At 72.5% G+C, this 13538-nt stretch carries 15 protein-coding genes and 1 pseudogene; 8 read left to right on the forward strand and 8 right to left on the reverse strand.

Annotated features, from left to right (window positions below; genetic code table 11):
- A pseudogene (locus tag AB0I76_RS10905) lies at positions 1-505 on the forward strand (hypothetical protein); the annotation flags it as partial.
- A 36-nt stretch (positions 506-541) separates the two neighbouring features.
- Here the strand turns inward: AB0I76_RS10905 and AB0I76_RS10910 are convergent.
- The 4 genes from AB0I76_RS10910 to AB0I76_RS10925 all read right to left on the reverse strand — a co-directional run bounded on the left by AB0I76_RS10910 (position 542) and on the right by AB0I76_RS10925 (position 3212).
- Positions 542-1447: an alpha/beta hydrolase gene (locus AB0I76_RS10910; RefSeq protein WP_357033141.1), complete on the reverse strand. Its 906-nt coding sequence runs from the start codon at positions 1445-1447 to the stop codon at positions 542-544.
- A gap of 94 nt (positions 1448-1541) precedes the next feature.
- Positions 1542-1907 (reverse strand): hypothetical protein, encoded by a 366-nt coding sequence (locus tag AB0I76_RS10915; RefSeq protein ID WP_357033144.1) that lies wholly within the window; start codon positions 1905-1907, stop codon positions 1542-1544.
- Entirely contained in the window at positions 1904-2386 is a 483-nt protein-coding gene (locus tag AB0I76_RS10920; protein WP_357033147.1) for a DUF6232 family protein, read from the reverse strand. The genes AB0I76_RS10915 and AB0I76_RS10920 overlap by 4 nt, the downstream gene beginning before the upstream one ends.
- Positions 2387-2735: 349 nt before the next feature.
- Positions 2736-3212 (reverse strand): DUF6232 family protein, encoded by a 477-nt coding sequence (locus AB0I76_RS10925; protein WP_357033150.1) that lies wholly within the window; start codon positions 3210-3212, stop codon positions 2736-2738.
- Between the two features lie 100 nt (positions 3213-3312).
- On the opposite strand from AB0I76_RS10925, the gene AB0I76_RS10930 reads away from it, so the two are divergent.
- Both AB0I76_RS10930 and AB0I76_RS10935 read left to right on the forward strand, forming a co-directional pair.
- Positions 3313-4086, forward strand: a complete 774-nt coding sequence (locus AB0I76_RS10930; RefSeq protein WP_357033153.1) for an enoyl-CoA hydratase-related protein — start codon at positions 3313-3315, stop codon at positions 4084-4086.
- Between the two features lie 75 nt (positions 4087-4161).
- A complete protein-coding gene (locus AB0I76_RS10935) occupies positions 4162-5784 on the forward strand; it encodes an acetolactate synthase (RefSeq protein ID WP_357033156.1) in 1623 nt (540 codons plus the stop codon).
- Between the two features lie 46 nt (positions 5785-5830).
- On the opposite strand, the gene AB0I76_RS10940 is transcribed toward AB0I76_RS10935, so the two are convergent.
- The 3 genes from AB0I76_RS10940 to AB0I76_RS10950 are packed head-to-tail and all read right to left on the reverse strand — an operon-like array spanning position 5831 to position 6975.
- The gene (locus AB0I76_RS10940; RefSeq protein ID WP_357033159.1) at positions 5831-6250 is read right to left on the reverse strand and encodes a PLDc N-terminal domain-containing protein; all 420 of its coding nucleotides are present in this window, start codon (positions 6248-6250) and stop codon (positions 5831-5833) included.
- 27 nt (positions 6251-6277) lie between these two features.
- Positions 6278-6586, reverse strand: coding sequence for a DUF202 domain-containing protein (locus tag AB0I76_RS10945; RefSeq protein WP_357033162.1), 309 nt, complete (start codon positions 6584-6586; stop codon positions 6278-6280).
- Positions 6583-6975, reverse strand: coding sequence for a DUF202 domain-containing protein (locus AB0I76_RS10950; RefSeq protein WP_357033165.1), 393 nt, complete (start codon positions 6973-6975; stop codon positions 6583-6585). Before AB0I76_RS10950 ends, AB0I76_RS10945 begins: the two co-directional genes overlap by 4 nt.
- Positions 6976-7016: 41 nt before the next feature.
- Here AB0I76_RS10950 and AB0I76_RS10955 point away from each other — a divergent pair, with 41 nt between their 5' ends.
- The 5 genes from AB0I76_RS10955 to AB0I76_RS10975 all read left to right on the forward strand — a co-directional run bounded on the left by AB0I76_RS10955 (position 7017) and on the right by AB0I76_RS10975 (position 13040).
- Positions 7017-7814, forward strand: a complete 798-nt coding sequence (locus tag AB0I76_RS10955) for a GNAT family N-acetyltransferase (protein WP_357033168.1) — start codon at positions 7017-7019, stop codon at positions 7812-7814.
- Positions 7815-7816: 2 nt separating this feature from the next.
- The gene (locus tag AB0I76_RS10960) at positions 7817-8221 is read left to right on the forward strand and encodes a hypothetical protein (protein ID WP_357033171.1); all 405 of its coding nucleotides are present in this window, start codon (positions 7817-7819) and stop codon (positions 8219-8221) included.
- A gap of 199 nt (positions 8222-8420) precedes the next feature.
- The gene (locus tag AB0I76_RS10965) at positions 8421-9200 is read left to right on the forward strand and encodes an electron transfer flavoprotein subunit beta/FixA family protein (protein ID WP_357033174.1); all 780 of its coding nucleotides are present in this window, start codon (positions 8421-8423) and stop codon (positions 9198-9200) included.
- 11 nt (positions 9201-9211) lie between these two features.
- The gene (locus AB0I76_RS10970; RefSeq protein ID WP_357033177.1) at positions 9212-10171 is read left to right on the forward strand and encodes an electron transfer flavoprotein subunit alpha/FixB family protein; all 960 of its coding nucleotides are present in this window, start codon (positions 9212-9214) and stop codon (positions 10169-10171) included.
- Between the two features lie 157 nt (positions 10172-10328).
- The gene (locus tag AB0I76_RS10975) at positions 10329-13040 is read left to right on the forward strand and encodes an HAD-IC family P-type ATPase (protein WP_357033180.1); all 2712 of its coding nucleotides are present in this window, start codon (positions 10329-10331) and stop codon (positions 13038-13040) included.
- A 69-nt stretch (positions 13041-13109) separates the two neighbouring features.
- Here AB0I76_RS10975 and AB0I76_RS10980 read toward each other — a convergent pair.
- The coding region (locus tag AB0I76_RS10980; protein ID WP_357033182.1) for an anti-sigma factor at positions 13110-13538 on the reverse strand (429 nt) is incomplete at its 5' end.

A 13538-nucleotide genomic window follows, 5' to 3' on the forward strand; every position in this document is an offset into this window, starting at 1 on the left:
GGGGTTGGGCGTCCCGGAGTACCGCATCGAGGGCGCCGGGCCGGACCACCTCAAGACCACCGCCGCCCCGGTCGCGCACCTCGGGACGGCACGGTCCGTCGTCGCCGCCGTGCTGCTCACCGGGTACGCGGTGCTCGCCGTCGCGATCCCGATCCACCTCGGACTGACCTCGGCGCTGCCGGTCGGCGCCCGGTGGTGGCTGCTGCCGGTCGCCGCCACCGGCTGTCTGGTCTTCCTGGCCGGCGCGGAACGGGTCTCCGGCGGCCGGACCGGACGGCACGCCGTGGTGGGCGTGCTCGCCGTGCTCGCCCTGACCGCCTCGGCGGTGGTCGGTCTGGCGCCCGGCTTCGTGCTGCTGGTGGTGCCGCTCTTCGCGTTGCTGGTGGGCTGGCAGGTGGCCTGGGCGGCGGTGCTGCGCGGGGCGGGTGCGCCGTCCTGGCTGCCACCGGTGGTCGGCGCGGCCCTGCTGGCCTGGCCGGTGGCCACCACACTGCCGCTGACCTGACCGGCGGGCCGGGAGGCCCGCCGGTCAGGCCCGGTGTCAGCGGACGCCCTCGAAGCTGACCGCCGGATCGGTCTGCGCGGGCGTTCCCCAGACCGCGTCGTCGTACGCGAGGTCCCCGGCCAGGTGCCGCAGGAACCACTGGGTGAGCAGCCGCTTGCTGATCTGCAGCTGGGTGGCCCGGCTGATGCCGCCGCTGTCGCAGAAGAGCGAGGAGGAGTCCATGAAGCCGCAGTGGTAGCCACCCCGGATGATCCGCAGCTGCTTCGCCGGCAGCTTGCTGGTGTAGATCGGGCGCTGGTGGTCGGCCACCCCGGCGATCGAGTCCCGCTCGCCGGCGACGAGCTGCACCGGGATGGTCAGCGTGGCGGCGGCGGCCTTCGCGGACGGGTTGGTCTCGGCGGCGGCGAGGTTCGCCACGGTCACCACTCGCGGGTTCCGGGCCGCCGCGAGGATGCTCGCACCGCCCCCCATGGAGTGGCCGGACAGGCCCAGCCGGTCGGTGCTGACGCGTCCGGCGAAGCGGGACCCGCTCGTCGTGTCCTGCGCCACGGCCCAGGTCAGTGCCGCGTTGAGGTCGTCGGCGAAGGCGCTGTGGCTGGGCGAGAAGCCGCCCTGCGAGCCGGGGGCGATGACGATGAAGCCCCATGAGGCCAGGTGCGCGAGGGTCGACTGGTACCGCGAGATGGACTGGAGGAAGCCGTGGCCGAAGGCGATCGCCGGGAACCGGCCGGTGGCCACCGGCTGGGCGTTGCCGGCGGCGGTGGCCGGGTAGTGGACCCGGGCGGAGAAGGAGCGGCCCGCCGCGCTGACCGTGGTGTCGACGTAGCCGGCCGCGTACGCGCCGGGCAGGCCCGGATCGGGTGCGGACGCCTGGGCGCCGAGCGGTGCGGGGAGCATCAGGGCGAGGACTGTCGCGGCGGCGGTGACGAGCCTTCTCAGCATGACTGCCTCCTCATATCGATGAAATTCACCGTCTAATGAGGAGAGCATCCGACGGGGGTGACGCGCACACCCCGATTCGTCCATAGCCGCGGTGTTATGACCGGGCGACGCGCAGCGCCCACCAGATCAGCGGGGCCTGCAACGGGACCCGGCCGTAGGCCACCGCCCGCCACGCCGGGGACCGGCGCCGCCAGTCCATCGCCATCTGCACGTTGGCCGGCAGCACCGCCGCGAACAGCGCGGCGGCGGCCAGGCCACCGGTCCGGCGGGTCGCCGGATGCGCGACCGCCGCCGCCACCGCCAGCTCCGCGACCCCGCTGGCGTACGTCCACGCGAGGGGCGGGCCGGGCAGGGCCCGCGGCACGATCGGGTCGTAGAACTCCGGCCGCACGAGGTGGGTGATCCCGGCGGCGGTGAGCAGTCCGGCCAGGGCGACGGCACTGCCGCGTCCACCGCTCACCGAGGGTCCTCCCGTTGTTCGACGGCGCGCTGTACCGCGCGGTAGATCTGCCCGAACCGTAGCGCGTCCGGTGTCCGCAGCAGCAGCACCTCCCGCCCGTGATGCTGCACCCACAGCTCGTGCACCTTGTTGCCGCGCTCGTAGGAGCGGTCCAGCCAGCCAAGCGGGATCTCCAGGAAGGGGGTGAGTGCCAGCGCCAGGACCGCGCAGGCGGCGATGATGATCAGCGCGAGTGTCCACTGTCCCCGGTCCTGGGCGGACCAGGCCAGCGAGAGCGCGCACACCACCGCCACCAGCGGCGGCAGGGACAGGAGCAGGACGAGGACTCCCCGGCTGAACACCCGGCCGCGTACGGCCAGCGTGGTGCGCCCCCGCGCGTGCCAGACGAACGTCACCTCGGCGAGCGACACCGCGTGGCCGCCCACCCGGATCGACTCGGACGTCACCTGCACCGCGTCGTCCCGGTAATAGAGCGTCATCACTAAGCTGTAGCACTCTCGGGCCATGCCGGCCCGTCCCGTCCCGTCCCGTCGTACCGGCGGGCCACGGGATCCGTTCGCGCCCCTGTCGAGCTGAATCGTTCACGACATCAGGCCAGCGCGCCCCCGCGCCCCGCACGCACCGCAGGTGCGCCCGTGCCCGCCGGACGCGGGTGCCGGCACCGGTCGGACCTCGGGCCGACGCGTGATCCACCCACGACATCAGCTCGAAAGGGCTCGGCAGGCATGTCGCTGGTCCCGCCGGACCTGGCCGCGCCGCCCCATGACCGGCGCCGGCGGACCGTCGTCACGAAGGACCCACCCGAGCGGCGAACCGGCTGCCTCGGCCTCAGCGGCGGCGGTGCGGCACCGGCTGGCCGGCCTCGACGGCGCGCTGCACCGCACGGTAGACCTGGCCGAACCGCAGCGCGTCACCCGTGCTCAGCAGCCGGATCGACTGACCACGCCAGCGGGCCCACATCTCCAGCTGCCGGCTGCCCCGGACGTACGACCGGTCGAGGTGTTCGAAGAGGAAGTCGGCGACCGGCCCGACGGCGAGCCCGACCAGCACCGAGGCACCCACGATCGCGATCGTGACGGTGGCGGAGCGGTCCAGCCAGAGGGCCAGCGCGATGCCGAGGCCGGCGGCGACCAGGGGACCGGTGAGCGCCGCCCCGATCGCGCCGCGGCCGGCGAGCACCCGCCAGGAGCGGCTGCCCCGGCGATGCCAGACCGCGCTGATCTCGGCCAGCGGGAAGGTGCGGCCGTCCACCCGGACGGCGGCGGAGGTGACCTGGATCGACCTGTCGTTGTAGTACGTGATCATGGCAGTACTCCCGGTAGCGGGCCTGACACCAGACTACGTACCCCAACGGGCCGGGCCGTAAGGTTGGCACGCTACTTCGACGAGGAAGTGAGGGAACAGCGTGGGCGAGTTCGTGCGGCTGGAGACCAGGGACGGGATCGGCACCATCCGGCTGGAGCGGCCGCCGATGAACGCGCTCAACACCCAGGTGCAGGAGGAGTTGCGCGCCGCGGCCTCGGCGGCCACCGCCGACGCGGACGTGCGTGCCGTCATCGTGTACGGCGGGGAGAAGGTCTTCGCCGCCGGCGCGGACATCAAGGAGATGGCCGACATGTCCTACGTGGACATGGCGGAGCGTGCCGCGGACCTGTCCAGCGCGCTCGGCGCGATCGCGCGGATCCCGAAGCCGGTCGTTGCCGCGATCACCGGGTACGCCCTCGGCGGCGGCTGCGAGCTGGCCCTCGCCTGCGACTGGCGGGTGGTGGCCTCCGACGCCAAGCTCGGGCAGCCGGAGATCAGGCTCGGCATCATCCCGGGTGCCGGCGGCACCCAGCGGCTGGCCCGCCTCGTCGGCCCGGCCCGCGCCAAGGACCTCATCATGTCCGGCCGGATGGTGGACGCCGACGAGGCGCTGCGGATCGGTCTCGCCGACCGGGTCGCCCCGGCCGCCGAGGTCTACGACACGGCGGTCGAGCTGGTCCGCCCGTACCTGAGGGGTCCCATGCAGGCGCTGCGCGCCGCGAAGCTCGCGGTCGACAGCGGCCTGGACATGGACCTCGCCTCCGGTCTGGCGTGGGAGAGCCAGCTCTTCGCGGCGCTCTTTGCGACCGACGACCGGCGCGAGGGCATGGCCGCCTTCGTGGAGAAGCGCAAGCCGGACTTCACGGGCCGCTGACCCGAGAGCGGTTCACATTCGTTGTACCGGTGAGTAACGTGTGACTCCGGTCATGCGGACGAAGGGGAACGGGCTATGACGGAGCGGATCGAAGGGCACGGCGGGGAGCTCGCACTGGCGGCGCTGCGCGCGTACGGGGTGCGGGAGATGTTCACCCTCTCCGGCGGGCACGTCTTCCCGCTCTACGACGCCGCGCACAAGGCCGGCTTCCCGCTCTACGACGTCCGGCACGAGCAGTCGGCCGTCTTCGCCGCCGAGGCGGTGGCGAAGCTGCAGCGCCGACCGGGTCTCGCGGTGCTCACCGCCGGTCCCGGCGTCACCAACGGCATTTCCGGGCTGACCAGCGCGTACTTCAACGCGTCCCCGGTGCTGGTGCTCGGCGGGCGGGCCCCGCAGTTCCGCTGGGGCTCGGGCAGCCTCCAGGAGATGGACCACCTGCCGCTGGTCGCCCCGGTCACCAAGCACGCCGAGACGGTCTTCAGCACCGACGACATCCCGCGCGCGGTCACCGCGGCGCTGACCGCCGCGCTCACGCCGCACCGGGGCCCGGTGTTCCTCGACCTCCCCCTGGAGGCGGTCTTCTCGGTCGCCGACGCCGAGCTGCCCACGCTGCCCGGCATCGCGCCGGTCGAGGCAGACCCGGGCGAGGTGGCGAAGGCCGCCGGTTTGATCGCCGGTGCCACCCGCCCGGTGATCATCGCCGGCTCCGACGTGTACGCCGGTGACGCCGTCGACGCCCTGCGGGCGGCTGCCGAGGCGTTGCAGGTGCCGGTCTTCACCAACGGCATGGGCCGCGGCGCCCTGCCACCGGAGCACCCGCTCGCCTTCGCGAAGGCCCGCCGGGTCGCGCTCAAGGGCGCCGACGTGGTGGTGGTGGTCGGCACTCCGCTGGACTTCCGGCTCAGCTTCGGCGATTTCGGCGACGCGCGGGTGGTGCACATCGTCGACGCGCCCAGCCAGCGGGCCGGGCACGTCGAGCCGGCCGCCGCCCCCGCCGGTGACCTGCGGCTGATCCTCACGGCGCTGGCCGACCACCCGGGCGACCGGGTCGACCACGCCGACTGGGTCGCCGAGCTGCGCGTCGCCGAGGACGCTGCCAAGGCCCGCGACGCCGAGGAGATGGCCGCCGAGACCGACCCGATCCGTCCCGCCCGGATCTACGGCGAGCTGCGCAAGGTCCTCGCCCGCGACGCGGTCACGATCGGCGACGGCGGTGACTTCGTCTCGTACGCCGGCCGCTACCTGGAGCCGGCGCAGCCCGGCACCTGGCTCGACCCCGGCCCGTACGGTTGCCTCGGCACCGGGATGGGATACGCGATGGGCGCCCGGGTCAGCTACCCCGACCGGCAGATCTGCGTGCTGATGGGCGACGGCGCGGCGGGCTTCTCGCTGATGGACGTGGAGTCTCTGGTCCGGCAGAAGCTGCCGGTGGTGATCGTGGTCGGCAACAACGGCATCTGGGGCCTGGAGAAGCACCCGATGCGCGCGATGTACGGGTATGACGTGGCCGCCGACCTCCAGCCCGAGCTGCGCTACGACCAGGTGGTGACCGCCCTCGGCGGTGCCGGCGAGACGGTGGCGAAGGCCGGCGACCTCGGCCCGGCGCTGCGTCGGGCGTTCGACGCCGGTGTGCCGTACCTGGTCAACGTGCTCACCGACCCGACCGACGCGTACCCCCGCTCGTCGAACCTGGCCTGAGCGACATCCTCCGCCGTCGCCGGCAGCCCGGCGACGGCGGAGGCGCTCACCGGGAGCGGGGCGGGTCCTCCTCGCGCGGCGGCTCGCCTTCGCGGCGGCGCAGGTCGTCCTCCCGACGGCGCAGGTCGTCCTCCCACTGGCGGAACAACTCGTCGTCCTTGCGGGACCGCTCTTCGATGGAGCGGAGGAACTCGGGGTCGTCGTCGGGGGCGACCGTACGGGCGCGCTTCCGCTCGGAGAAACGGTCGCCGGTCGGCCACGGCGTCCGGGGGCGGGCGCCGGTGGAGGTGCGGCCGGCGACGAACCAGGCGATCGAGCCGACCAGCGGGAAGAACAGGATGATCAGCACCCACGCGATCCGGGGCAGGGCGCGGATCTCGCCCTCCTCGGCGGAGAGACAGCTGATCAGCGCGCAGACGGCGAGGACGATCTGCGCGACGAAGAAGAGGACGTACAACCGGGCCATGCACCCATCATGGCGCAGGCGTCCACCTCACCACAGCCCGCGTACGACCAGAAGAGCGCCGAGCATCGCGAAACCGGCGGTGGCGAGGGCCACCAGCGGCAGGGCGCGGCCGTAGGCGCCGGACGGTCCGCTGCCGGTGGCGCGTCGCCAGCACACCCGCAGCGCCGCGCCCCAGCCCACCACCGCGACCCCGGCGAGCAGCGCACCGGCCACGTCGCCGGTGAGCGCGAGGCGCACGGTCAGCACCATGATCACCGTCAGGGCCAGCGCGGTGCGTCGCCAGGCCAGCCGGGTCCGCTCCGGTTGCAGGCCCGGGTCCCGCGCGTGCCCGGTCACCGGTCGCCGAGGGCCCGGGACAGCACCGCGGCCACCAGCAGCAGCGCGCCGAGGCCGACGGAGAGGGCGAGCACCGCGGGGAAGCGGGAGGCGGGCAACTCCTCGCCGAGCCGGATGGCCCGCTCGGTACGCGCCCAGTGGTCGACGGCCCGCACCGCGACCGTTCCGCCGAGCAGCAGCAGCGCGACGGCGATGATCTCCCGCAGGTGCGCCAGCGGCAGCGGCGGCAGGAACTGGGCGGCGGCGAGCCCGCCGGCGACCAGCGCCAGCCCGGTACGGAGCCACGCCAGGAAGGTCCGCTCGTTGGCCAGCGAGAACCGGTAGTCCGGGGTGCTGCCGACCGAGCGGAGGTCGCGCGGGTCGAACCACCGCCGGATCGCCTGCCACACGCGATCGATTATCCGCTTCCTCCCGGTCGTAGGCTGGGACGGTGACGGATCTTGATGTGACGATGCTGCGCACCACGTACGACCGTCAGCTGCGGGCCTGGGTACCGGACCCGCTGCCGGCCGGCGTCACGGTGGAGCACGACGGTCCGCTGGTGCGGATCATCGGCCTCGACCACGGCGGGTTCCTGACCTACCGTGACCTGGGCGGGCTCGACGGCCCGAACCTGGACGCGCTCATCGCGCGTCAGGTGGAGGACTTCCGGCGGCGGGGCCAGTCGGTGGAATGGAAGCTGCACGGCCACGACCAGCCCGCCGACCTCCCGGACCGGCTGCGCGCCGCCGGCTTCGAGCCGGAGCCGGAGGAGACCGTCGTGATCGGCCCGGCCGCGCCGCTCGCGGCCGCACTCCCGGTGGTTCCCGAGGGCGTACGCCTGCGTGAGGTGACCGCCCGCGCGGACCTGGAGCGGATCGCGGCGATGGAGGAGGCGGTGTGGAACTCCGACCGCAGCCACCTGGTGACCGGTCTGGAGAAGGAGATCGCCGCCGACCCGCACTCGATCACCGTGGTGGTGGCCGAGGCGGGGGACGAGGTGGTCAGCGCGGGGTGGGTGCGCTATGTGCCGGGCACCGCCTTCGCCACCCTCTGGGGTGGTTCGACGCTCGCGCCGTGGCGGCGGCGGGGCATCTACCGGGCGTTGGTCACCTACCGGGCCCGCCTGGCCGTCCAGCGGGACCGGACGCTCCTGCAGGTCGACGCCTCGTCGGAGAGCCGGCCGATCCTTCAGCGGCTCGGTCTCGTCCCGGTCACCACGACCACTCCGTACGTCTACACTCCGTGATCATGGCGGAGCGGTTGACGGCCGAGGAGCGGCTGACTCTCAAGACGGGTGCCTTCGGCGCGGTTTTCCTGGTGTCCAATGCCGATCCGGGCATGGTGGCGGTGTTCCGGGAGAGTTTCGCCGCGTCGGGGGCGCTGGCCGACACCAGCGGGGTGGTGAAGGAGGCGCTGACCACGGGTCCACTGCCGAAGATGCCCCGCGACCCGGCGCAGATCGAGTCGGTGGTGCTGCCGGCGCTGGCCCGGGCGCTGGAGATCCTGCGGGAGAAGTCCCCGGCCGACGTGGCGACCTACCGGGACGTGGTGCTGGCCGCGGCGGACCGGGTGGCCCGGGCGCACCGGGGCGTCGCCCCGGAGGAGGCGGCGATGATCGATCGGATCAGGGCCGTGCTGGCTCAGCCGGCCTGAGTAGGGCTTACCCGGCTTTGATGCCGTGGTGAGCTGTGTCACTTCACCGGCTCCGGGGCTCGAAGCTACTGGCAGGTAACATTGCGCCGTGGGCAACTGCACAGCAGCCCGCGGTTGACCGAGCGTTAAGTCACGCGGCAGGCTGCGCCCCAGACCGGGCGAGCGATCGCAACACCAACAGGAGGGTCGTCGAAGCGCGATGAACATCGTCGTACTCGTCAAGCAGGTGCCCGATTCGGGCGCGGACCGCAACCTGCGTACTGACGACAACACCGTCGACCGCGGTTCGGCGAACAACGTCATCAACGAGATGGACGAGTACGCCATCGAGGAGGCGTTGAAGATCAAGGAGGCGCACGGCGGCGAGGTCACCATCCTGACCATGGGTCCGGACCGGGCGACCGAGTCGATCCGCAAGGCGCTCTCCATGGGCCCGGACAAGGCCGTCCACGTGGTGGACGACGCCCTGCACGGCTCCTGTGCCGTGGCCACCTCGAAGGTGCTCGCCGCCGCCCTCGGCCAGCTGAACGCCGACCTGGTGATCTGCGGCGCCGAGTCGACCGACGGCCGGGTCCAGGTCATGCCGCACATGATCGCCGAGCGGCTGGGCGTCGCCGCCCTGACCGGCGCGCGCAAGCTCACCGTCGACGGCTCCACGCTGACCGTCGAGCGGCAGACCGAGGAGGGCTACGAGGTGGTCACCGCCTCGACCCCGGCCGTCGTCTCCGTGTGGGACACCATCAACGAGCCGCGCTACCCGTCCTTCAAGGGCATCATGGCCGCCAAGAAGAAGCCGGTGCAGACGCTCTCCCTGGGTGACCTCGGTGTCACCCCGACCGAGGTGGGCTTCGACGGTGCCACCAGCGCCGTGCTGGAGCACACCAAGCGCCCGCCGCGCTCCGGCGGCGCGAAGATCACCGACGAGGGCGAGGGCGGCGTCAAGCTGGTCGAGTTCCTCGCCACCGAGAAGTTCGTGTGAGAGGTCTGGACATGTCTGAGGTTCTCGTCGTCGTCGAAGCCACCAAGGAATTCGGCGTCAAGAAGGTCACCCTGGAGATGCTCACCCTCGCCCGCGAGCTGGGCACCCCGAGCGCGGTGGTGCTCGGCGGCGCCGGCGCGGCCGAGGCGCTGAGCGCCAAGCTGGGCGAGTACGGCGCGGAGAAGATCTACGCCGCCGAGGGCGAGGAGATCGACGGGTACCTGGTCGCTCCCAAGGCGACCGTGCTCGCCGAGCTGGTCAAGCGGGTGCAGCCGGCCGCCGTGCTGCTCGCCTCCGCCCAGGAGGGCAAGGAGATCGCCGCCCGCCTCGCCGTCAAGCTGGACAACGGCATCCTGACCGACGTGGTCGGCCTGGACGCCGACGGCACCGCGACCCAGGTCGCCTTCGCCGGCTCCACCATCGTCAAGTCCAAGGTCACCAAGGGCCTGCCGCTGGTCACCGTCCGGCCGAACTCGGTCAACCCGACCCCCGCGGCGGCCACCCCGGCCGTCGAGCAGCTCACCGTGTCGGTCACCGACACCGACAAGCTGGCCAAGGTCGTCGACCGGGTCGCCGAGCAGAAGGGCTCCCGCCCGGAGCTGACCGAGGCCGGGATCGTCGTCTCCGGCGGTCGCGGTGTCGGCAACGCCGACAACTTCAAGCTGGTCGAGGAGCTGGCCGACCTGCTCGGCGGCGCCGTCGGCGCCTCCCGGGCGGCCGTCGACTCCGGCTACTACCCCCACCAGTTCCAGGTGGGCCAGACCGGCAAGACGGTCTCCCCGCAGCTCTACGTCGCGCTCGGCATCTCCGGTGCCATCCAGCACCGGGCCGGCATGCAGACGTCGAAGACCATCGTCGCGGTCAACAAGGACGGCGAGGCGCCGATCTTCGAGCTGGCCGACTTCGGCGTGGTGGGCGACCTGTTCAAGATCGTGCCGCAGGCCGCCGAGGAGATCCGCAAGCGCAAGTGAGCTGAGTACGAGCTCTCCGAGGGCCGGGAACCGCGAGTCGGTTTCCGGCCCTCGTCGTGCGGTCGCCGCCTCCGCGATCTTGAGCAGAAGGGTCCGCGGTGATGCCCGAACTGCGACGATGACACGAGCGCCCAGCACCCCACCCGGAGGAGGGGCGATGGCGGCCAGGACGCCCGGAAGCGGTCACCACGCGCTGGCCGTGCACGAGGTCGTACTCCTGCTGGAGACCCACACCGAACGGGGGCTGACCGACGAGGAGGCGGCGGCCCGCCGGGAGCGGTTCGGGCCCAACGTGCTGCCGACGGCGGACAGCGGCGGTGTGCTGCGCCGGCTGCTCCGGCAGTTCCAGAACCCCCTGGTGTACGTCCTGGTCGCCGCCGGCGTCGTCACCTTGATGCTGGCCGAGTACGTCGACTCCGGCGTGATCTTCGGGGTGGTCCTGGTCAACGCCGTCATCGGATTCCTGCAGGAGTCCAAGGCCGAGGCGGCGCTGGACGCGCTACGGGCGATGGTGCGTACCGAGGCCCGGGTGGTGCGCGGAGGGCGGCAGCGCCGGGTCTCCTCGGACGACGTGGTCCCGGGCGACCTGGTCCTGGTCGAGGCCGGCGAGAAGGTGCCCGCCGACCTGCGGCTGGCCCGCGCCGACGAACTGCGCGCCGACGAGTCGGCACTGACCGGCGAGTCCCTGCCCGTCCGCAAGGACGAGGTCGTCCTCCGGGACGGGACGCCGGTGGCGGACCGGCGCAACGTCCTCTACTCCGGCACGCTGGTCACCGGTGGGTCGGCGGCCGGCATCGCGGTCGCGACCGGGGCGGAGACGGAACTGGGCCGCATCCACCGTCTCGTCGGGGCTGCCCAGGTGCTCGACACACCGTTGACGTCGAAGCTGGCCCGCTTCAGCCGAGTGCTCACCGTCGCGATCCTGGTGCTCGCGGCGGTCACGTTCGGCGTTGGCCTCGTCCGCGGTGAGCGCGCGGGTGACACCTTCACCGCCGCCGTCGCACTCGCGGTGGGTGCGATCCCCGAGGGACTCCCCGCAGCGGTGACGATCACGCTGGCGATCGGCGTGTCACGGATGGCCCGCAGGCGGGCGGTGATCCGGCGTCTGCCGGCCGTGGAGACACTTGGCAGTACGACGGTGATCTGCACTGACAAGACCGGAACCCTGACCGAGAACCAGATGACCGTACAGGCCGTCTGGACCGTCGCCGGTCGGTACGGGATCAGCGGCGGTGGTTACGCACCCACGGGCGAAATAACGGATCCGCGGGGTGGCCCAGCCCCCACCGGAGAGGGCGGCGCGCTGCGCTGGTCGCTGCTGGCCGGTGTCGCCTGCAACGACGCTCGACTCGACGAGCGTGAGGGCCGGTGGACGGTGCTCGGTGACCCGACCGAGGGGGCCATGCTGGTAGCGGGTGCCAAGGTCGGGCTCCGGGCCGAGGAGGTGGCCGAGGAACTGCCCCGGGTGGCAACGATCCCGTTCAGCTCCGAGCGGCAGTTCATGGCGACCCTCCACGACCAGCGGAACGACGGACGTGTGGTCCTGGTCAAGGGCGCGGTGGAAAGGGTTGTCGAGTGGTCCACCGAGGCACTCGACGGGGGCGGGTCGTCCGTCCCGCTGGACCGGGCGGCCGTACTGGCCGCCGCTGCGGACCTGGCCGGTGAGGGGCTACGGGTGCTCGCCACCGCGATGTGGCGCGTCGATCCCGGTGAACGACTGGTGGAGGAGGAACTACCCGGCAACCTGGTCTTCACCGGGCTGCAGGCGATGCTCGACCCGCCCCGGCCCCCTGCGGCCGCCGCGGTCGCGTCGTGCCGGAGGGCGGGGATCGCGGTAAAGATGATCACCGGCGACCACCGGGCGACCGCCAGCGCCATCGCCGTACGCCTCGGGCTGCTCGCGGGCGACCCGGGGCCGGGCGAGGTCCTCAGCGGCGCGGACCTGGACGATTTGTCCGACGCGGCCCGTCCGGAGGCGGTGCGCCGGGCCTCGGTCTTCGCCCGGGTGTCACCTGAGCAGAAGCTCCGGCTGGTGGAGGCGCTGCAGGCCGAGGGGCAGGTGGTGGCCATGACGGGCGACGGGGTCAACGACGCGCCCGCGCTGCGCCAGGCCAACATCGGGATCGCCATGGGACGCGCCGGCACGGAGGTGGCCAAGGAGGCGGCCGACATCGTGCTCACCGACGACGACTTCGCCACCATCGAGTCCGCCGTCGAGGAGGGGCGCGGCGTCTTCGCCAACCTGACGAAGTTCATCACCTGGACACTGCCCACGAACACCGGCGAGGGACTGGTCATCCTTGTGGCGATCCTGCTCGGCACGGCGCTGCCGATCCTGCCGAGCCAGATCCTCTGGATCAACATGACGACCGCGGTGGCGCTCGGCCTGACGCTCGCCTTCGAGCCGAAGGAACCGGGAATCATGGACCGGCCGCCCCGCGATCCTGGCCAGGCTCTGCTCACCGGTGCCCTGGTGGTCCGGATCCTGCTGGTTTCGGCCCTGCTCGTCGCCGGTACCTGGTGGCTGTTCGAGTGGGAACTGGGCGCCGGGGCGGACCTGCCGGAGGCCCGCACCGCGGCCGTGAACCTCTTCGTCGCCGTGCAGACGTTCTACCTGTTCAGCTGTCGCTCGCTCACCCGGTCGCCGTGGCGACTGGGGCTGTTCACCAACCGCTGGCTCATCGGCGGCGTCCTGGTGCAGGCCGTCGGCCAGTTGGCGTTGACCTACCTGCCGGTGATGAACGCGCTGTTCCGGACGGCACCGATCAGCGCCGGGGCCTGGCTGCGAATCCTCGGCATCGCCCTGCTGGCGACCGCCGTCGTGGCACTGGACAAGCGGTTCGGCTGGTTCGGCCGCCGGCTCGGCTGAACGCCGGGCCGGCGGCCGTCGCCGGAAGGGAGCTGATCGGCGGGCCGGGGAGCTGAGCCGGCCCGCCGATCAGCCCGTCAGGGTGCCCCTCAGCAGACTGTTGCCGGAGTGGGCGGTGTTGTTGTCCAACGTCTCGGCGGAGACGTCGACAACTGAGTATGCCTCAAGGTCGACCTTCGGTGGCAACGGCAGCAGCTCGTCAGGTTCGTCACCCAACACCCCCACCGAGAACATCTCCATGGTGGTCGGGTTGATGAGCCACACCTCGTAGTACCCCGGAACGTCCGGGAGATTCGCCACGTGCAGGTGCAGCCGGCCGTTGTCGAACACCCGCGCCTCACCCGTGGCGTCGGGCGGCGTCGAGCCGTACGCCGCCAGGGGCGCACTGGCCAGCACCACCCGCGGGGCCGGCTCCGGGTCCTTCGGGTCCAGCACGGCGAGCGTGCCGACCACGCCGAGGGCGGCGGCGGCGACCGCCCCGTACGGCATGCCCTCGAT

It is taken from the genome of Micromonospora sp. NPDC049799 (assembly GCF_040656655.1).
GTDB lineage: Bacteria > Actinomycetota > Actinomycetes > Mycobacteriales > Micromonosporaceae > Micromonospora.

What these genes read in the sequence shown, in the direction of transcription:
- AB0I76_RS10925 (WP_357033150.1), bottom strand. Translation starts at nt 3,212, where the DNA reads ATGATCACGTACTACAACGACAGGTCGATCCAGGTCACCTCCGCCGCC.
- AB0I76_RS10910 (WP_357033141.1), bottom strand. Translation starts at nt 1,447, where the DNA reads ATGCTGAGAAGGCTCGTCACCGCCGCCGCGACAGTCCTCGCCCTGATG.
- AB0I76_RS10960 (WP_357033171.1), top strand. Translation starts at nt 7,817, where the DNA reads ATGGCGGAGCGGTTGACGGCCGAGGAGCGGCTGACTCTCAAGACGGGT.
- AB0I76_RS10940 (WP_357033159.1), bottom strand. Translation starts at nt 6,250, where the DNA reads ATGGCCCGGTTGTACGTCCTCTTCTTCGTCGCGCAGATCGTCCTCGCC.
- AB0I76_RS10935 (WP_357033156.1), top strand. Translation starts at nt 4,162, where the DNA reads ATGACGGAGCGGATCGAAGGGCACGGCGGGGAGCTCGCACTGGCGGCG.
- AB0I76_RS10920 (WP_357033147.1), bottom strand. Translation starts at nt 2,386, where the DNA reads ATGACGCTCTATTACCGGGACGACGCGGTGCAGGTGACGTCCGAGTCG.
- AB0I76_RS10970 (WP_357033177.1), top strand. Translation starts at nt 9,212, where the DNA reads ATGTCTGAGGTTCTCGTCGTCGTCGAAGCCACCAAGGAATTCGGCGTC.
- AB0I76_RS10965 (WP_357033174.1), top strand. Translation starts at nt 8,421, where the DNA reads ATGAACATCGTCGTACTCGTCAAGCAGGTGCCCGATTCGGGCGCGGAC.
- AB0I76_RS10975 (WP_357033180.1), top strand. Translation starts at nt 10,329, where the DNA reads ATGGCGGCCAGGACGCCCGGAAGCGGTCACCACGCGCTGGCCGTGCAC.